Origin of the sequence: Sulfurimonas hydrogeniphila (genome assembly GCF_009068765.1) — a bacterium.
Taxonomy (GTDB): Bacteria; Campylobacterota; Campylobacteria; order Campylobacterales; family Sulfurimonadaceae; genus Sulfurimonas; species Sulfurimonas hydrogeniphila.
Genome location: NZ_CP035534.1, coordinates 2,140,345 through 2,159,483 on the forward strand (window position 1 = coordinate 2,140,345; position 19,139 = coordinate 2,159,483).

The window sequence follows — 19,139 nt, forward strand, 5'->3', positions numbered from 1 at the left end:
GGTTTGAAACCAGACAACACTGTCAACCCCAAAATTACCTTCATTTGCTTTTATTTGGGCAATTTCTCTCATTTTGTTTACTTTATCCACAGCAGGAGAGTTCATTGTGCTTCTGTAAAGTTGCTTTGCCCTGTCTGTCGCCATCGTTAAGAATGCATCTATATAAGCGTCCTGCTGCGCCACAAGTGTAATAAACTTGGCATACATTCCCGGAGCAAACCTGTCTGCAGAAAATGTAGCACTCAGTACCGCACGCTCTATCCCCGCTCTCTCTTTTGATTTTAAAAAGTTTGTATAGGCGTCCAAGGCTTTGACCAGTTCAGGAGTCGATGCCAGTTTTGCACTCAATCCGACAATATTTAAAATCTTCCTGTTCATCTTTGTATAATATGCAACTTCTTTTGCAACACTGATACTGAAACTGTCAACAAGATTTCTGATTTGACTGATTTTATTCATATATTCTTGCAGTCCGCGAATCTGATCTTGAAGTTCTTTTGGAAAATCATTTAAATCCAATGTCTTGAGATACTCTTTGAACTCCTGGTTCCTTTTATCTGTCAGTTCTCTTTGTTTAGGAAGAATACCTGCAAATTTCTTCCCCTTCGAACCCAAATAACCGGCACTTGCCCCTCTCTCTTTTTGCGTCTCATGAATCAACAGACTCAGTTTTTGAGACATTACATTCAACATCTTTGACTGTTGTACAACAGTATCTTCTTTCAGCGCTGTGTTAACCGTCAGTCCTATAATTACCAAAGCAAAAGAGACAACAATGGCAGTAATAAGATTGAGTTTGCTTTTTATAGTCATTTTTTATACCTTTTTTACGTGAAATAAAGAGACAAGATTCAGATCTTCAAAAAGCTCCATAAGCTGTTCATCGCCTACTTCCACATGTAAATCAACATTGTCCTTTAAAACAAGTTTGTTTAAATACCCGATCACAGAGGAGGTGATGGATATGGAATCTTTGATTACGAGAACAATATGCCTGTGTGTTGTTCTGAGCGTATCTATCGTCTCTTTAATCTGTTGATAGTCCTGTATCGATTTGATATTTCCGTTTATAGTTACAGTATTTGCAGACACTGAAATAGTCATATAATCTTCCTTGTTGAAAAGTATTTTTTCAAGTATATCATTATTTTGATGAGTGTTTTATAATTTTAATCCACTCTTTCATCTTTTTTTCATAGCCTATCTCTTTTAACTCCACAAAATGCATCGGTTTTGCAAGATAGTTTTGTTCGACATAGCCGCCAAAATCGTGGGGATACAAATAGTTTTCATGATTGTTTGTGATATTTTTCGGGATTTCTGCAATGTTACCCTCTTTCACACTCTTTAAAGCTTTATTTATTGCCAAATATGCAGAATTGGATTTTGGAGAGGCACAGAGATAAATAACCGCCTGTGCCAGGATAATTCTTGCCTCCGGATAGCCTATCTTGCTTACACTTGTCAGGCAGGAGGTCGCCAATGTCAGAGCCTGCGGGTTTGCATTCCCGACATCTTCGCTTGCCAGGATTACAAGCCGTCTGGCGATAAAATCGGCACTCTCTCCGCCTGCAATCAAACGTGCAAGGTAATAAATCGCTGCATCCGCATCACTGCCGCGAATAGACTTAATCAGTGCTGACGTCAGGTCATAATGTACACCGTCTTCACTGCTTCCGGACTGCAGCGCATTGGGACGGAGCGACTGCAACAGCTCCAGAGTCACTGTTTCGTTGATGCTGGCGGCAAATTCCAACAGATTGAGCATCGCTCTTGCATCTCCGCCGCTTGAAGCTATGAGGTACTCTTTTGCATCCTCCTCAAGGACAATATTAGTTTTATTCAGTGCTCTCAGTAACAGTTTTTCCAAACCGGCATGGGAGATACTTTTGAGCTCAAAAAGCATAGAGCGTGAACGGATCGCAGAGGTAAGCGAATAAAAGGGGTTTTCGGTTGAAGCGCCTATGATGAGCACAGAATTGTTTTCCATCACCGGCAATAAAACCTCCTGCTGATTTTTTGAAAGCCTATGCACCTCATCTATAAATATAAGCGGCTTTTGCAGAGCATTTTTATACTGATCAAATATTTTACGAAGCTGTTCGACCTTCAGCGAAGTGGCATTAAACTCATAAAAAGGGAGCTGCATAGTTTTTGCTATGACTCTGGCAAGTGATGTCTTTCCGACACCGGCAGGTCCATAAAAAAAACTGTGACCAATTACTTCTTTTTCACATAAAACACGCAAAGGCGCATCTTTTGCTGTTAAATGCTCCTGTCCTGTCATCTCATCAAAATTTGCAGGTCGCAGCAGATGTGTAAAATCCATCTCCTACTCTTTTTCTTCTTTTCTCTTTTTCTCTCTGGCTCTCTTTTTCTCTTCTTTTAAAAATTTGTAGAGTGCAGAATATTCACTGCGCGTCAAATATCTTGTTTTGCCCGTTGGCAGGTTGTTTAGTTCGATTTCAGCAAAACTTACACGTTTGAGATCAGCCACCTCTGCGCCAAAGTGTGCAAAAAAGCGGCGAAGTTCACGGTTTTTCCCCTCTTTTAGCGCTACTTTGAGGATGGAGTAGTTGGGCTGATTCTTTTGAATCTTATAGCCTATAAAAGGTTTTATGTCCATTGAGATAATTTTGGAATGCGAATGCGCTCCGGCACTTGCATCATCCAGATAGATCCCGTTGAGCATGGCATCCTCCATATCCGGAGTCACCATCCCTTTGATTTTAATCTTGTAAATTCTCTCAAGATCTGACTCCATCAGCGCCGTCGCTACATGGGAGGCATCTGTCAGAAGCAGCAGTCCTTCACTTGCAAAGTCAAGCCGGCCGACAGGAATAAAATGCTTAAACTCTTTGCTTAAAGAGTCGTAAATTGTGCGTCTGCCTTTTGGGTCATTTTTGGTTACAAGCTCGCCTTTTGGTTTGTTATACACAATCACCGTGTATTTTTCCTGAGGAGAAACCTGCTTGCCGCTGATATAGACAATGTCTACACCCTCTTGTATCTGTGTTGCAGGATTCGTTTCTATCTCTCCGTTTACACGCACATAACCGTCCTGGACAGCTTTGTCAGCCTCTCGTCTTGAGTAGGTTGAATAGTGTGCAATATATTTGTTTAGTCTCATTATTATGAAATTCCTTTTTCTATGAGCGTATGAATATGAAGTACGCCCTGTATCTTTTTGTCCTTGTCTGTTACAACCAGAAGCTGGATTTTTTTCTCTTCTATTAAAACAAGTGCATCACTCGCAAGCATCTCTTCATCATCTATACTCATAGGATCAGATGTGGCATATTTAAGCACATCATCTTCAAGTGAAAAGTCATCTCTTAAAAGTGCCCGGCGGACATCGCCGTCACTCATAAGTGCTGCAAGCTTTCCTGCATTATCGGTTATCAAAACAGTTCCGAGCCTGCCTTCGCTTATTTTCAAAATAGCATCTTTTACTTTTGCATCTTTTGAAACTACAGGCAGATCATCGCTTTTCATCAGATTTTTCACTTTAATAAAAAGTTTTTTTCCCAAAGCGCCGCCGGGATGAAAAGAAGCAAAATCACTCTTTTTAAAATCTCTGGCCTTCATCAGAGCCACAGCCATGGCATCACCGAGTGCAAGCGTCAGTGTTGTCGAGCTTGTCGGTGCGATATTGAGAGGACAGGCCTCTTTTTCAACAACAACCTTAATGACTATATCACTGTACTGTCCAAGCGTTGAGTGTTTGTCCCGTGTCATGCCTATAAGCGGTATGCCAAAACGTTTGATATGCGGCAAAATAGAACTGAGTTCTTCGCTCTCTCCCGAATAACTGATAGCAATAACAACATCATTTTTGTCTATCATGCCAAGATCGCCATGCAGTGCTTCTGTTGGGTGCAGAAAAAAGCTCGGTGTTCCTGTCGAGGCAAAGGTAGCCGCCATTTTTGCACCGATAAGTCCGCTTTTTCCAACACCGCTCACAACAAGTTTGCCTTTGCATGCAAGTATGATTTCTACAGCTTTGTTAAAGGCATCATCAATGTTTTTTGCCGCATTGAGCAGGGTATTTGCTTCGATATTTAATGTTTCCTGTGCAATTGTTTTATAATTCATAGTCTAATTATACCTTTTTTATCATCAAGAAGATATAATACTAAAAATATGATTTTTAAGGACATGCTATGAGAAATGTTATTGGTAGATATTTGGATACTATTGATGCTTTAAGATTAGAAAACAGAATGCTCACACACAATACATTGATTTTGGGTGAAGAGGGTGCGGGCAAGACAAACCTGGCCTGCAAAATAAGGAATTTTGTCATTGACAATAATGTACCCACGCTCTATATGGACTTTGCAGATTCCCATGAGGATGATGTTGAGCTCAGATACAAAGATGAGCACTTTAACTATATTCGTTTTGAAGAGAGCGAAGCGTTTGATGAGGCTTTTGCTGCACTTGTAGCTGAAAAAAAGCATATCTATATGGCTGTCAATCCTAATTTTTTTGCCACCAAAAGAGAGAAAAAAAGCAAACTTTCAAAAGTAATTTCCCAGCAGGAACTTTTGGACAACTATTACTATTTTTTCCATGATATTGAAAACCTCAATGGATTTTATACAAAATTTGAAGATTTTTTACTCTATATGCTCAGCTTCACAAATCTTCAAAAACAGGGCTTTACATTTTTGGCACAGCCGCATCCGACTTTTGAGAACCCGCATCTCAAACTGTTGTTTTCCTTTCTTTATGTAGGAAAATGTTCCAATGCCAACTATTTCAATACAGCCATTTTAAAAACACTGAAAAAAAACCACTTTTACTACCAGTACAGAACTGCCTACCCTACACTGCTCTTTAACGATATAAAAAGCAGTATGGTAAAAATAGACGAGTATGTTCCTGAAGTCTGATTATGCAAAAGATATTTGAAGAGGTTGCCCCGCTTGATCAAAGATGCTACCAAGAGTTCTTTTTAAGCGAAGATATTTTAATGGAACATGCCGCAAACGGCATGGCCTCCTATATAAGAGCCAACTTCTCAAACGAAGAGAACATCCTCATAGTCACAGGAAGCGGCAACAACGGAGCAGATGGAATCGCTTTGGCACGGCTTTTGCATGGTGAGCATAATGTCTGCCTTTTGTATGCCAGAGACCCAAAGTCCCAAATGGCTTTGCTACAGGAAAAAAGAGCCAAGGCTTTACATGTAAAGCAGATAAAAGAATTTCAGGAATGTGATATCCTTGTTGATGCCATTGTCGGCACAGGCTTCAGTGGAGAATTTTCTGCAGAAATTGCAAACCTTTTACATGTAATGAACACAGTCAAGGCTTTTAAAATTGCCTGTGATGTGCCAAGCGGGCTTACAAAAAGCGGTGCCTGTGCAAAAACAACCTTTTGTGCAGATGTGACGCTGACAATGGGAGCTTTAAAAAAAGCACTCTTTTTGGACGAAGCAAAAGAGCAGACAGGAAAGATTGAAGTTCTGGATTTGGGAGTTGCAAGAAAACTCTATGAAACACAGACAAACTGGCAGCTTCTGGATCTGTGTGATTTACAGCTTCCGACAAGAAAAGAAAAAAATACCCATAAAGGCAGTTTTGGCCATTTAAGCCTGCTTTGCGGTGAAAAACCGGGAGCTTCCATCATGAGTGCTCTGGGTGCTCTTAGATTTGGTGCAGGGCTTGTTACCCTTGTCGGATATGAAAATCATCAGATGTTGCATATTCCGCATTCCCTCATGTATGCCCATGCTCTGCCGGCTAATACAACTGCAATTGCCTGCGGTATGGGACTGGGAACAGAATTCAGTGATGCTGAACTTAAAGAGCTGCTAAATAACGATCTTCCTCTTCTGGTGGATGCGGACCTGTTTGCGATGCCTCTTGTTTTGGAAATTTTAGAGCGTAAAAATATTGTGCTCACACCGCATCCAAAAGAGTTTGTATCACTTTTAAAACTCACAGAACTTGCCGACATTACTGTAGGGGAATTGCAAAAAAAACGATTTTTCTATGTGGAACTCTTTTGCAAAGCCTATCCGGATGCAACCCTTCTCTTAAAGGGGGCAAATGTTATTATCGGTGCAGGAGATGCATTTTTCATAAACCCTCACGGCAGTGCCAAACTCGCCAAAGCAGGAAGCGGCGATGTACTCAGCGGACTCATAGGCTCTTTGCTGGCACAGGGAAAAACCCCACTCGATGCTGCAATACACGGATCTCTTGCACACACAAAACTGGCACAAAACTATTCCGGTGCTGATTTTTCTCTTACACCGGAGAATTTGATACAGGGAATTGGGAATTTATAAGATTGCTTATGTTATAAATCGTATAATTTCTCTTATAAGCTTTTTTCGGAACCCGGACTTCAGTCTCAATTCCATTAAGTTAAACAGTTTTTCGGAACCCGTACTTTAGTGCGGGCTTTATATCTTTAAAGACAAAGGCCCAGGTTCCAGAAAAACATCAGGTTTTTTCTTAACTTAATGGCACTCAGACTAAAGTCTAAGCTGAGTGTCTTTAAGAAACTTGCTTCCGAAAAATATCATACTCTTTACTCCACAGCATTGTGAAGGGAATACAACAAAAAAGGACAGATAAAAAATGGATAACAAATTAAAAATCGGAAAATATGAACTCGGTTCAAGACTTATTGTCGGAAGCGGGAAATATGACTCTTTTGAAACAACAAAAGAAGCAACACTTGCCAGCGGAAGCGAACTGATCACCGTTGCGGTCAGACGTCTTAATATTACAGACCCGGACAAGGAAAATCTGCGTGATACTTTTGCCGGAACAAATGTAAAGTTTCTGCCAAACTCCGCGGGATGTGTGACTGCCGAAGAAGCAATTACGACATTTCGTTTGACACGCGAGGCTACGGGTATTGATCTGATCAAACTTGAAGTCATCGGCGATACGCAAAAAACACTCTACCCTGATGTGCTTGAAACCATAAAAGCCTGTGAGATTTTGGCAAAAGAAGGTTTTACAATCATGGCATACACTTCGGATGATCCGATTATGGCAAAGCGTCTTGAAGATGCCGGAGCAGATGCGGTTATGCCTCTTGCCGCCCCTATCGGAAGCGGCCTGGGTATTCAAAACCCATACAATATTGTATTTATCCGCGATGCGATAAAAGTACCGGTAATTGTGGATGCAGGCATCGGCTGTGCCAGTGATGCTGCCTATGCAATGGAACTTGGTGCTGACGGTGTTTTGACAAACACAGCCATAGCCCAGGCACAGAACCCTATGGTAATGGCAGAGGCTATGAAGCATGCCGTACAGGCGGGAAGAATGAGCTACCTTGCAGGAAGAATTCCAAAACGCCCTTATGCAACCGCATCATCTCCGGTAGACGGTATGATACAGTTTTAGTCCCGTAAAAGAACAAAGTTCTTTTACTTTGCTTTTAGCGGTGGAGCGGGTGTTTGTAATCTGACGGATTGGCTGCCTTGTACACCAGTCCGCTTACTGCCAAAAGCAAAACAACTGCGATAATAATATTTTTTACCATAAAAACCTCCTTATTTAATATCAAATTTTTCAGAAAGATGTGTCATCAAAAGAAGTTTTCCCATTCCCTCAAAAAATTTTTCAATTCCCATCTCTTTTGCAACTACCGCTTTTTTCAAAGCACTCAAAAATACCAGCCGTGACTCTTCTGATGCCTGCATATACGTTTCTATAATATAGATAAAACTCAAAGAGTGTACTTTGCCGTTCACATCAAAATCTATAGCAGAGACCGGATTTATTCCCTCCTTTTCCAAGATTTTTATACACTCGTCTTTAATTTTGTCCATCATATAATCCCCATTAGTGAAAGCATCACCACAAACATGGCGACAGGCGTAATATAGCGAAGAGAAAAGTACCATGGACCAAAGGCCCATTTTAACTGTGGTTTCATTGTTGCTTCCACTTCCGAACGCGGCATGACATAACCGACGAAAATCGCCATCAAAAGCCCGCCAAGAGGCAACATAATCGCAGCAGTCACATAGTCAACCCAGTCAAAAAAGTTTTTGCTGCCCCATGTCAGATACTCTTTTGCACCGTCTATGTTTGAGAGAATGGCAAAAATACCGAAAAACCAGAAAAATGTCCCCACAGAAAGAGTCGACTTGAGACGATTCCAGCCAAATCGGTCTATAAAATACTGTACCATAGGCTCAACAAGAGAAACAGAAGATGTCAATCCTGCAAAGGCCAAAGCAATAAAAAACAAAATGGCAAAAATATTTCCGATGATGCCCATCTCATAAAATGCAGCCGGCAAAGAGATAAAAACAAGCCCCGGACCTTTTGCAGGACCCGAACCGTACTGGTACAAAAAGGTAAAAAGCATCAGTCCCGCGACTATCGCTATTGTCGTATCCAAAAAGACAACCCAAAAAGCGCTCTTGACAATATTTGCATTTTTTTCAAGTGATGCCGCATAGGTCATAATGGCACCCATCCCAAGACTCAGTGTAAAAAAAGCATGCCCGACAGCGACCACAAAGGCTTCCGAGGTAATCTTGGACCAGTCAGGAGAGAACATAAAGGTGACCGCTTTTGAAAAACCGTCAAGGGTAACGGCATACGCAAACATCGAAGCCAAAATAATCATCAGTGCCGGCATCAAAAACATATTGAGCTTTTCTATACCACCTTTTAAACCCTTGTGCAGGACATAGGTAATCATCACAAAGGAAAGCGTATGGTAGAAAAACTGTGTCCAGAAATCAGCATGAAGCATCTTTGTAAAGGTTGTTTCTGCTTCGGCAACCGTCGAGGGAAGATAGGTCAGCGAGGTAACTATATAGTTGAATATCCATCCGATGACTACAGAATAGAATATCATGATAAAAAGACCTGCCAGCCCTTGAAAACCGGCAAATTTCCATAAGTTTTTATGTTTTGGTGCCAACACTTCAAAAGAGGTCACGGTATCACGTCTGCCAAGATACCCGATGAGCATTTCCGCTGTCATAATGGAAAAGCCGATAAGCAGTACCGTGATGAGATAAACAAGGACAAAAGCTCCGCCGCCATACTCTCCTGTAATATAAGGAAATTTCCAAATATTTCCAAGTCCTACAGCACTGCCTGCTGCTGCCATTATAAAACCAATCCGACTAAATCTAGCTATTTTCATGCGTAACTTTCTGTATTGAAGTAGTCTAATTATACTGAAAAAATCAGTTTTTTAAAAAGAATTTCCAAATACTATTGACATTTTGAATCAAATTAACTATAATTTCGCCTCATTAATCAGCATAACTGTCTGTTTAATGTGTGCAGGTCGGGGTGTAGCTCAGTATGGTTAGAGTACCTGGTTTGGGACCAGGGGGCCGAAGGTTCGAGTCCTTTCACCCCGACCACTTTAAATTTTTACTTTATATTTTATATAACAATATGGTGGGATTAGCTCAGCTGGTTAGAGCACTGGTTTGTGGTGCCGGGGGTCGCGGGTTCGAATCCCGTATCCCACCCCATGAAAAAATATAAAAAATTAAATAATATAACAAATGTAGTAGCGTCCGTGGCTCAACTGGATAGAGTTTCGGATTTCGGCTCCGAGGGTTATAGGTTCGAATCCTATCGGGCGTACCATTTTAGCCTCCTTAGCTCAGCTGGATAGAGCAACGCCCTTCTAAGGCGTAGGCCACACGTTCGAATCGTGTAGGGGGTACCACTAAATTTTTTATATTATTTTGTCAGAAGTGACGTTAAAAACTTATCCATGCGGATGTGGTGAAATTGGTAGACACGCCAGACTTAGGATCTGGTGCCGCAAGGTGTGAAGGTTCAAGTCCTTTCATCCGCACCACTCAACTAAACAACCCCTAAAATACTTACTTTCAGAGATTATCAAAATTACTTGGTGCCAAATGAGTGCCATTCAGTGTCTATATATTATTAAAAGCTTTTCCAAAATCACCCAAATCTCTTGGAATATATTTTGAATAAACTTCAAGTGTCATTCTTGTTGAACTATGCCCAGCAATTTTACTAATCAAATTTATATCTTCTCCTGCACTAATATGTGTAGAACAAAATGTATGTCTAGTTTGGTGAATTTTTCTATACTTGATACCAGCTCTTGCTAAGTCTTTTGTCCATTCACCTTCTCTAATTTTAGAAATATCCCAAAATGGTTTAGAGCAAGTATTTAAAAAGACATAAGAATTTTTATCTCCTGTCATTTCAAATTGCTTTTGTAAATAAGGAAGTAATGCTTCTGTTATTGGAACAGTTCTAAATGAGTCCCATTTTGGTGATCCAACAACTCCCCTACCAATTTGAGAACTTATTTCAATCTCCATTTTCTCAAAATCTACTTTACTCCATTCTAAACCTATTGCTTCTCCACCTCTTAGTCCAGTTGTAAACAAAAGCATATACAAATTTTTCATTTGTTCTGTTCTTGTAGACTGTATCAAGCTCTTTATTTCACTAATACTAAATGGCACTATTTCATTAGTTGCTTTTTTTACTTGTTTTCTTTTAGACATAATAGAAGCATATTTTACAGGATTCTTTTCAATTAGTTCTGCCCTAATTGCTTCTTCAAAAATAGTACTTAAAATACCTCTGACACTTTTAATAGTTTCAATAGCATAACCTTTTTCTAACATACTGTTTTGCCATTCTGTAATGTCTACACCTTTTATAGTATCTAAAAGTTTTTTACCAAAAACAGGTTGCAAATGCTTATTATACTTACTGATATAGTCTACAATAGTAAACTGTTTTCTATTTGACTTCTGCAAATCAAAAGAGATTTTCATATATTCATCAACAGTTTTCATTTTATTTTTAAAGAACTCACCTGTGCTAATCTTATATTGTATAGCTGGTAATATTTGCTTTTCAGCCAATTTTCTATTAGCTGGTGTATTATCAAGGTTCAAAGGTTTTCTATGTCTTACTCCATTATGAGTAAAATCAATCCATAGTGACTCCTTTACACCTTTTTTGTTTTTTGTTTTTTTTACATATAGTCTCATGTGTTTTCCTTTTATTTGAAACCACTTTCAACCATAATTACAGATTATAATTATAGTTGAAAATAGATGAATCTTTTATTATTAAGCTACAATTTTCTCTACAATACTTTCAACAGTATTTTTCATATCAGCTTCAAGTTCTTGGTAATCTTTACCCATTACCCATTTATCTAACACTGCTCTATCAAACATTCTTTTTGAACTGTTTTGATAATAGTGATATCCAGGAAGAAAGTCACCACTTTTAACTTTTGCATTAATGGAGTCTATGGAATATCCAAGATATAGAGCTGCTTCTTTTGTTGAAAGCCATCTCTTATCTACTTGTTTATTGATATCTTCTGATATTTTTTCTAATAGTTTTAACATTGCTGGAATCTGTTCCAATGCCTCAAAATTAATATTCATATTCTTCCTTCAAGTTAAAAGATAAATGTATTCTATTACTATATTAGGTGCTAATTAACACTCAATATGCTATACTTAATAATATAAAGGAATCTTATGATAGAAGAAGAGAAGAATACAATTATCAGCAAATTAGAAAATGTCAATCCATTTAACATTGATGACAACTTAGCAAATATAGCAACAGAATTATCTTTACCATTTGAAGAAATTGAAGCCTTGTATAATGAAATGAATAATAAATTTATGTCATCTTGCAAAAGATATAAAATAAAAGAGAATGAAATCAATACAGTCATATATGAAGTTCTAAACTTTTTTATAGAGGAAGACAAACCTTTACCAAGAACTAAAATAAAAGATTTCATTGAATTCAAATATGATAACAGAAGTGAATACTCTTTGGATTATTTTCTAAAAGGCAGTATTAACCATCTAAAATGTTTACACCTTATCCAAGATATTTCTAAAAGTGAACAAGAAAAAACTCAAAATAAAAAATTATCCTTTTATCAAGTCTTTACACAGTACTGGTTTACTAATAGTCAATATATTATTCATAATAAAAAATTACTCAAAATCCTTACTCCTCTTTTAGTAGAGTATGTAAAATCTTCATCACATGCTAATGCAGTAAACTTTTTTGAGAAAATTGATACTCTTTTTGGGTATGTCATACAACCCTATCAAAATCACAATGAGAACTTTACTCTTGAAAAGTATTTACTTGATAATATTTATGAGACTATACAAATAAGAGTTATTGATCATACCAACAAAAGTAATAAAACTATTACAGTACATAACACTGTATTACATACAAACATTATTCAGATTGTTCCTGTATCCATTTTATTTCAAGATAAAGAAAAGATTTTAGTCTGTGAAGATGATAAAGGTAAGAAAAGGGAAATCCCTCTTAATGACATTATTAGAATTATTGTAGATAAAGAGAAACTCCCAACCAACAAAAAAGTAACTAAGAAGCATAGCAGTGCTTTTGCATACATTAAAGATGGGAAACATTTCTATATTACCAATCCCAACTATATAAAAGACAATATAGCAACAGAATATTTTATAGAGGATACACAACAAATTATATTGGAACTACCTCTTACAACACTTGAATATTTTAGGATAAACCCCCTTGCCAATATGACTCTTTATGTTACAGATAATGAAATAAAAGACTTCACTACAAAATATAAAAAAGTATCTATAAAACCATCTCACTTTTATGTTGTTGCTATTGATACTATTGAAAATGCAACCTCTATTATTATGCATGTACTTTCTGATGTTCAAATTATTGAACCAAAAGAGTTAGTAAAATCTGTACATGATAATATTAGACAGTTTTCAAGTAAACACCCTTGGTAATAGACTCATAAATTTTTAGATACCAAGCTAAAATCTTGGTCTATTTATCATAGAGCCAAGATCTTTATTCCTACTCAATTTGTAAATGTCATTCCCATTCCCTTAAATCTATTCAGTAGCTCTCATTGTTGAGAGCTTTTATTATAGAAGTTTCTTTAAAACTTAAAACCCTTTTGAGACACAAGAATTCTTACAAATATACTATTACATAAAAATCAAACAAGTTTCTATTTTTCTCTAAGAGTAATTTATTCTTGGTCTGCTGTTCAAAAGGGCATTTAAGCCCAAAAGAATATGAGGAAGAGCAAGAGAGTTTCACTCTATGGAGTGCCAAATATTTTTCAAAACATTTGATAAAAGGATTTTATTATGAGAGTATACATTACAGACTTAGAAGCTTACAACAATGGACATTTAGTTGGTTCTTGGTATGACTTACCTATGAATGAGGATTTACTTACTGAGGCTATTGAAAATGAGTTACAGAGGGGCAAAGAGGTATGTGAATCAAAACATAATCATGAAGAGTATTTTATTACAGATTATGAGTGTGATTATATAAAAATTGGAGAGTATGATTCACTTACAAAATTGAATAAAATTGCTGAAAAAATAGAAAAGTTAGAGAAACAAGAACAAGCAGCAATAAAACTAATGCTTGAAAATGCTCTTGCTCCTGATATAAACAATGCTATTGAAAATATAGATAATTTCATCTGCACAGGAGAGAGCAAAATGGAAGATATTGCATATAACTATCTTGAAGAGACAGGAGCTTTACAAAATCTACCTGAAAACTTACAAAACTATTTTGATTATGAAGCATTTGGCAGAGATATGGAGATAGAAGGCTCATATTATGAAGACAATGAGGGGATTTTATGGGAGTATGTGGCATAGTTGCCACATAGATAATTTTATTTATCTTTTTATATCATTTGATGCTTAATTTGGAATAAATTACCACCTGTAATCTGGTGATTTTTGAGAAATTACTCATCACTAAAATATAAAAAGTTGTTGAATGGTGTCATGCACCAAGTATATATAGATTTTAAGTGTAATCTGTTTACTTTTACAAACTCTGAAAAAATGCTATTTAAACTAAGTGAGACCTACTATCCCATTATAAAAGACATAGTTTCACCCCATTGAGGATATATTATCCCACTAAAAAGACTTAATATCCCATTAGTTTTTCAGTTCTTCTAAGAGTACTCTAAGAGTCCTTTTAAGGACTCTCTTAATTAAGTCTCTCTTTATGAGAGATTAATACAAGAGTCAAGGAGTTAATAAAAGGAAAAAGACTACTTTGATAAGCATAATAAGATGCTATCTTGAAGTAAGGGTTTTTAAAAAGAAAAATAGTAATAATAAATTGCTTCAATTCAGCATTTATTGACTGTTTTTTCTGCCTTTAACAAATTATGAGTATAAAATATAGTAAAACTATTTTCTTTTTGTGTTTTGCCTTACTGACACAATAAATTGATAAATTAAATATGCTAATATAGCCTTTAGAACTAAGTGATACATTGAAATATTCTCAGAACTGAATTTTAAAAGAGAATGAAGAGACATTGCAATAGAGTCCAGTTTCTTATCACCATCCATAAGACTTACAATAGAATCATAAGCATTATCTTTTATACCAAGTATACCAATAACCAAAATCCAAACAAGTCCTGATATATAACTTTGTGAATGATTAGAAGACACCCAATGTATTTTAAAAATTATCCACTCAAATGGATTTTTAAAAAAAGACAACTCTTTTCTTTTCTCTCTTAACTCTAAAGCATAATATTTATTAGACTCAATAAGGTTTTTTTGCTGTTCAAATGAACTTTTAATTTGCCTTGCTGTTTCTCTATTAGCTGGATTAACTTCAACTCCTAAAAAAGTAGCTTCATCCCTAAAAATACTATCTCTAAGATCCAAAGTCTTTTTAAACTTACTATCCCTAAACAATACTAACTTTGCAAAAGTAGTATAGTTAAAAGAAACATGATCTTGAAAAGTTACATTTATAAACACCACAGTATCAAAAAACTCAGTAGCAGTAAAATTAGTCTTATTAAAAGTGGAGTTCATAAAGTTAGCAAAGCTGTTAAAAGTGGCATAACTAATATCTAATAAATTGATATTTTGACAATCTTTCATAATAAACATATTTTCAAAATTTGATTCACTAAAACATAAATCCTGATTACTAAAATCACATTCATAAAAACTTACTTCTGATTTTTGAGTTTTAGATAGTAAAACAGTCTTCTTAAATTGACACTGCTCAAAGCTAATAGGATGTGTTCTATCGTATTTTCCAAAGTTTGCTACATCTAAAAATATACAGTTTTCAAAAGTAATATTCAATTTGTTGAAAATTTGATTGACTTCTGGCATTGGTTGTTCATTTGGATGTTCAAATACTTTAAATGAAAAAAAGTTTGTACCCATATCATCTTCATTATAAAAATCATACTCATACTCTGTTTCAAACTTTGGAAATATCACCTTTGTATATGTATAATCAGAGTCACCATTAACATCATAGAAACTATATTCATAGATATTATTTAATTCTAATTGAATGTATGACCAGAAAGTCTTTATTTTACTAGTCCACTCTTTTTCATTAGAAGCATTGATACTATACCAATCATTTTTATCAGTTTTTTCACAGTGTAAAATACACTTATTTTGTTCTTTATCAAAGTATTGTTCCTCAAATAAATTGTCACATACTGAACAAGTGTATCTTTTATCTTTCATAATCAACTCTCATAAAATTTCTCAACAAATGAAATGATTTTATCTAGTACCCTTGGAACTATTTTTCTTCTCTCTAAGAGTTTTGGTTTGACCTGTAAAGTTTTCACTATATCATCATTGAGAGGTTTTCTCTCATCATAAAGATAGGTATCAATTACATTTTTCACTTCATCCTTATTAAGATTTTCTTCTTCACAAAGAGAGTCAAATGCCTTGACTCTTTCTTCATTCCAAAACTTCTCAAACTCACTTTCTATTGATTCACTATCTGCAATATTCATAAGATTTTCATTGATAAACTTCTCAATCAACTCTTTTTTACTTCTAAGCTTTGTATTGCTATTCATAATATTTGAAATTTGCTCTTTTTGCTTCTCTTTATCTGAACCTTTTGCATCTTTGTATCTTGCTAACAACTTTAAAATATAGGCTACATTTATTTCATCTTTATGAATAAGCTCCAACTCAAAGTCCACATCTTCAAGAATAGAGACTTTTTCACTGCCTACACCTCTTTCATTTTTAACTTTTTCATATAAGTCAAGATACTTGCTCTTATAATCTTCATATTGCTGTTCAGTCATTGAAAGGTCATTAAAGCTAAAATCACTAAATGAAACTAATATATTTTTAAGTCTCATTAACTCCCTAAAAGCTTTGATAAAAAGTAATATATCTTCTTCACTGATAAGACTATCAACATGGTTAACACTTGGAGCTATTTTTAAAAGTTCTACAAAGGCTTCATTGAACTTCTTCACATACTCTTCATAAGGCTTCATAAGAATGATTTCTTTTGCATCCTTGTTTGAGAAAAGTGCTATTGCATCATCTGTATTTTTCTTCAAGTTTCTAAAACAGACTATATTCCCTTGTGATTTTTGCTCATTGAGGATTCTGTTAGTTCTTGAAAAAGCTTGTATAAGACCATGATATTTGAGGTTTTTATCAACATAAAGAGTATTTAGCCTTGGACTATCAAAGCCAGTAAGAAACATATTTACAACCAGTAAAATATCTATCTCTTTTTGCTTTACTCTTTTAGATATGTCATTGTAGTAGTTGTAATAACTTTGAGAGTCTTTTGTACTGAACTTTGAACCAAACATAGCATTATAATCTTCTATAAATTCATCTAGTTTTTCTCTACTATGTTGATTGATATGCTCTTCATCTATATGAGCACCATCAGCCTCCTCTATATCTATAATACCATCTGCATCTTTATCATCTTCATTGGCACTATATGAAAAGATAGTGGCTATTTTTAGGTTATGCTTTTTCTTCTTGAACAATTCATAGTACCTAATTAACATTTCAACACTACCCACACACATCATAGCTGTAAACTCTTGTGAGTGAGTTTTTCTTGCATGGTTAGCTAAAATGTAGTCAGTAATTTTATCTATTCTCTCTTCACTTTCTAAAAGCTCTTTTGTATCAATACTCTCTACTTCAATATCAATATTGGTAGAACCCTCTTTTTCTTTATATTTTCCAATGTATTCAATGGAAAACTTAAGAACATTTTCATCACTAATAGCATCTGTAATGACATACTTATGAAGTGATTTATCAAATAATTCAGCAGTAGTTCTTTTGCCATATTGATTACCAACAGCATTTTCAGCAAATATAGGTGTACCAGTAAAGCCAATCATCTGATTTTTCTCAAAAAATTTATTGATTTTTAAGTGTGTTTCTCCAAACTGGCTTCTATGACACTCATCAAATATAAAGACAATATGCTTGTCTTTAAGCTTTTCCATTTGTGCTAAATGCTTCTTCTTACTAATGGCAGTATTTAACTTTTGAATAGTAGTAACTATAAGTTTAGTATCATCAGTAAACTGTTTTACCAGTGCTTTTGTATTATCTGTTCCATCCACAGAGCCATCACTAAAACTATTAAACTCTTTTGTTGTTTGGTAGTCTAAATCTTTTCTATCAACTACAAATACAACTTTATGTACATGAGGCAATTTCATAAGTATTTGAGCTGTTTTAAATGAGGTAAGAGTCTTTCCACTTCCTGTTGTGTGCCAAATATAACCATTTTTATTTGAGTTTTCCACTCTATCAATAATGGCTTCTGTTGCATGGTACTGGTAAGGTCTTAACACCATTAGTATTTTTGGTACTTCTGCTAAAACTATATACTTGCATATCATTTTAGAGATATGGCAAGGCTCCAAGAAAACCTTTGTAAACTCTTCTAAATTAGTTATATTTTTGTTCTCTTTATCAGCCCAAAAGAAAGTTTGTTTAAAAGATTGCTTTCTGTTGTTGGCATAGTATTTTGTATTGACACCATTAGAGATTACAAAGAGCTGTACATAGTTAAACAGAGCACTATTTGAACTAAAAGAGTGTCTTTGATATCTATTAATCTGATTAAAAGCTTCTTTGAGTTCTATACCCCTTCTTTTAAGCTCTATCTGTACAAGAGGAAGCCCATTTATGAGAAGAGTGACATCATATCTATTTTTATACTTACCCTCAATAGTAACTTGGTGAGTCACTTGAAAAAGGTTTTTACACCAATGCTCACTATCTAAAAACTCTATGTATTTTGTAGTCCCATCATCCATTGGTAGGACAAACTTATCTCTAAGGATTTTTGCTTTTTCAAAGACATTACCTTTGTTCAAGTGGTTAAGTACTCTTTTAAACTCACTCTCACTAAAAGTGATTTTATTGTGTTTTTCAAGTTGTCTTTTTAGGTTAGCAATTAATTCTTCTTCTGTACTTACATTGACTTTTTCATAGTTGAGTGAAACCAGTTGCTTTATTAAGTTCTCTTCTAAAATTGCTTCACTTTGGGTACTCATATCTTATCTACCATCTCTTTGGTCTATTTGCTTTTTTTTATCATCAGGTATTATATTCTCATATAATTCATCCATTTCTTTTGGTATTGTAATCATATCATTAGCTATTAGATTTAAAATCTTAAATAGTGTCAGAGCTATATCCTTATTATCATCAAGGTTTATTTCCCCTGGGTGGACTGCCTCATTACCAACAACCCTTACAAAATCTAATGCTTTTTGTATTTTAGGACTTAATCCTTTTTCAACTAAGCTTTTAATATTTCTATCTATCTTTTTGTCTGTTTCCCCAAGTTGAAGCAGAAGTTTTTGTAATGCTAATCTTAGTATTGCAGCAGCACCTTTTGGAGAATCAAAAAGTATCTTGGAAGCTTCATTGTACAAGTCTTGAATATCTTTATCCATGTCAAGATTAGGGGGAGTTGTAAAATTAATTTTAGGATAAACAACTTCTCTTTTAACCCACAAAGCAAAATTATCACATGCTTGACACTTTGAAATTGATAAGGATGATGGTAAATATTCATTTAATTCTTTTGGTAACTCATGTTTCATATGTACAAGAAATTTTTCTATGGATGATTGTTGATAATCTTTAATTGAGCCTCTGTAATCAAGAAAATTATGTATATATATACTGTCAACTATCTCAGACATCATAGTCTTGCTAAACCAATCTTGTTTAGCTAATGCATTGCAATGGGGGCATACAAACTTTTCTTCACCATATTTTAATTTACTTGACATAA

The 19,139-nt window shown here is 35.3% G+C and carries 16 protein-coding genes, 5 tRNA genes and 1 pseudogene; 10 read left to right on the forward strand and 12 right to left on the reverse strand.

Annotation, left to right across the window (positions count from 1 at the left end; translation table 11 throughout):
* Positions 1-9: 9 nt before the first annotated feature.
* The 5 genes and pseudogenes from ETP70_RS12850 to ETP70_RS11320 all read right to left on the reverse strand — a co-directional run.
* Positions 10-813, reverse strand: a pseudogene (locus ETP70_RS12850) (nitrate- and nitrite sensing domain-containing protein); the annotation flags it as partial.
* A 3-nt stretch (positions 814-816) separates the two neighbouring features.
* Entirely contained in the window at positions 817-1,104 is a 288-nt protein-coding gene (locus ETP70_RS11305) for a hypothetical protein (RefSeq protein ID WP_151901276.1), read from the reverse strand.
* A gap of 40 nt (positions 1,105-1,144) precedes the next feature.
* Positions 1,145-2,329 (reverse strand): replication-associated recombination protein A, encoded by a 1,185-nt coding sequence (locus ETP70_RS11310; RefSeq protein ID WP_151901277.1) that lies wholly within the window; start codon positions 2,327-2,329, stop codon positions 1,145-1,147.
* 3 nt (positions 2,330-2,332) lie between these two features.
* Entirely contained in the window at positions 2,333-3,130 is a 798-nt protein-coding gene (locus ETP70_RS11315) for a pseudouridine synthase (protein ID WP_188109992.1), read from the reverse strand.
* Between the two features lie 2 nt (positions 3,131-3,132).
* Positions 3,133-4,095: a KpsF/GutQ family sugar-phosphate isomerase gene (locus tag ETP70_RS11320; protein ID WP_151901279.1), complete on the reverse strand. Its 963-nt coding sequence runs from the start codon at positions 4,093-4,095 to the stop codon at positions 3,133-3,135.
* A 68-nt stretch (positions 4,096-4,163) separates the two neighbouring features.
* Here ETP70_RS11320 and ETP70_RS11325 point away from each other — a divergent pair, with 68 nt between their 5' ends.
* The 3 genes from ETP70_RS11325 (at position 4,164) to ETP70_RS11335 (ending at position 7,376) form a co-directional block, all read left to right on the forward strand.
* Positions 4,164-4,898: a P-loop NTPase family protein gene (locus tag ETP70_RS11325; protein ID WP_151901280.1), complete on the forward strand. Its 735-nt coding sequence runs from the start codon at positions 4,164-4,166 to the stop codon at positions 4,896-4,898.
* 2 nt (positions 4,899-4,900) lie between these two features.
* Positions 4,901-6,301, forward strand: coding sequence for an NAD(P)H-hydrate dehydratase (locus ETP70_RS11330; RefSeq protein ID WP_151901281.1), 1,401 nt, complete (start codon positions 4,901-4,903; stop codon positions 6,299-6,301).
* Positions 6,302-6,596: 295 nt separating this feature from the next.
* Entirely contained in the window at positions 6,597-7,376 is a 780-nt protein-coding gene (locus tag ETP70_RS11335) for a thiazole synthase (protein ID WP_151901282.1), read from the forward strand.
* Between the two features lie 149 nt (positions 7,377-7,525).
* Here ETP70_RS11335 and ETP70_RS11340 read toward each other — a convergent pair whose 3' ends face one another.
* On the reverse strand, positions 7,526-7,807 hold the full coding sequence (locus ETP70_RS11340; RefSeq protein WP_230973273.1) for a hypothetical protein: 282 nt from the start codon (positions 7,805-7,807) through the stop codon (positions 7,526-7,528).
* Positions 7,804-9,141 (reverse strand): sodium-dependent transporter, encoded by a 1,338-nt coding sequence (locus ETP70_RS11345; RefSeq protein ID WP_151901283.1) that lies wholly within the window; start codon positions 9,139-9,141, stop codon positions 7,804-7,806. The genes ETP70_RS11340 and ETP70_RS11345 overlap by 4 nt, the downstream gene beginning before the upstream one ends.
* Before the next feature lie 148 nt (positions 9,142-9,289).
* Here ETP70_RS11345 and ETP70_RS11350 point away from each other — a divergent pair.
* From ETP70_RS11350 to ETP70_RS11370, 5 genes are all read left to right on the forward strand, one after another.
* A tRNA-Pro gene (locus ETP70_RS11350) sits at positions 9,290-9,367 on the forward strand.
* Positions 9,368-9,404: 37 nt separating this feature from the next.
* Positions 9,405-9,481: transfer RNA gene (locus ETP70_RS11355), tRNA-His, on the forward strand.
* A 41-nt stretch (positions 9,482-9,522) separates the two neighbouring features.
* Positions 9,523-9,599 (forward strand) — tRNA-Arg (locus tag ETP70_RS11360).
* A 5-nt stretch (positions 9,600-9,604) separates the two neighbouring features.
* A tRNA-Arg gene (locus ETP70_RS11365) sits at positions 9,605-9,681 on the forward strand.
* A gap of 50 nt (positions 9,682-9,731) precedes the next feature.
* Positions 9,732-9,816 (forward strand) — tRNA-Leu (locus ETP70_RS11370).
* Positions 9,817-9,895: 79 nt separating this feature from the next.
* Here ETP70_RS11370 and ETP70_RS11375 read toward each other — a convergent pair.
* Together ETP70_RS11375 and ETP70_RS11380 are read right to left on the reverse strand one after the other, a co-directional pair.
* Positions 9,896-10,996, reverse strand: a complete 1,101-nt coding sequence (locus ETP70_RS11375; RefSeq protein ID WP_151901284.1) for a tyrosine-type recombinase/integrase — start codon at positions 10,994-10,996, stop codon at positions 9,896-9,898.
* A gap of 81 nt (positions 10,997-11,077) precedes the next feature.
* On the reverse strand, positions 11,078-11,404 hold the full coding sequence (locus tag ETP70_RS11380) for a helix-turn-helix transcriptional regulator (RefSeq protein WP_151901285.1): 327 nt from the start codon (positions 11,402-11,404) through the stop codon (positions 11,078-11,080).
* A 96-nt stretch (positions 11,405-11,500) separates the two neighbouring features.
* Here ETP70_RS11380 and ETP70_RS11385 point away from each other — a divergent pair, with 96 nt between their 5' ends.
* Positions 11,501-12,787, forward strand: a complete 1,287-nt coding sequence (locus ETP70_RS11385) for a hypothetical protein (protein ID WP_151901286.1) — start codon at positions 11,501-11,503, stop codon at positions 12,785-12,787.
* A 369-nt stretch (positions 12,788-13,156) separates the two neighbouring features.
* Complete coding sequence (locus ETP70_RS11390; protein WP_151901287.1) at positions 13,157-13,687, forward strand: antirestriction protein ArdA; 531 nt, start codon at positions 13,157-13,159, stop codon at positions 13,685-13,687.
* A gap of 549 nt (positions 13,688-14,236) precedes the next feature.
* Here the strand turns inward: ETP70_RS11390 and ETP70_RS11395 are convergent.
* The 3 genes from ETP70_RS11395 to ETP70_RS11405 are packed head-to-tail and all read right to left on the reverse strand — an operon-like array spanning position 14,237 to position 19,137.
* A complete protein-coding gene (locus tag ETP70_RS11395; RefSeq protein ID WP_151901288.1) occupies positions 14,237-15,559 on the reverse strand; it encodes a pentapeptide repeat-containing protein in 1,323 nt (440 codons plus the stop codon).
* Positions 15,560-15,561: 2 nt separating this feature from the next.
* Entirely contained in the window at positions 15,562-18,390 is a 2,829-nt protein-coding gene (locus tag ETP70_RS11400) for a type I restriction endonuclease subunit R (protein WP_151901289.1), read from the reverse strand.
* 3 nt (positions 18,391-18,393) lie between these two features.
* Positions 18,394-19,137, reverse strand: a complete 744-nt coding sequence (locus ETP70_RS11405; protein WP_151901290.1) for a DUF4145 domain-containing protein — start codon at positions 19,135-19,137, stop codon at positions 18,394-18,396.
* Positions 19,138-19,139 lie beyond the last annotated feature (2 nt).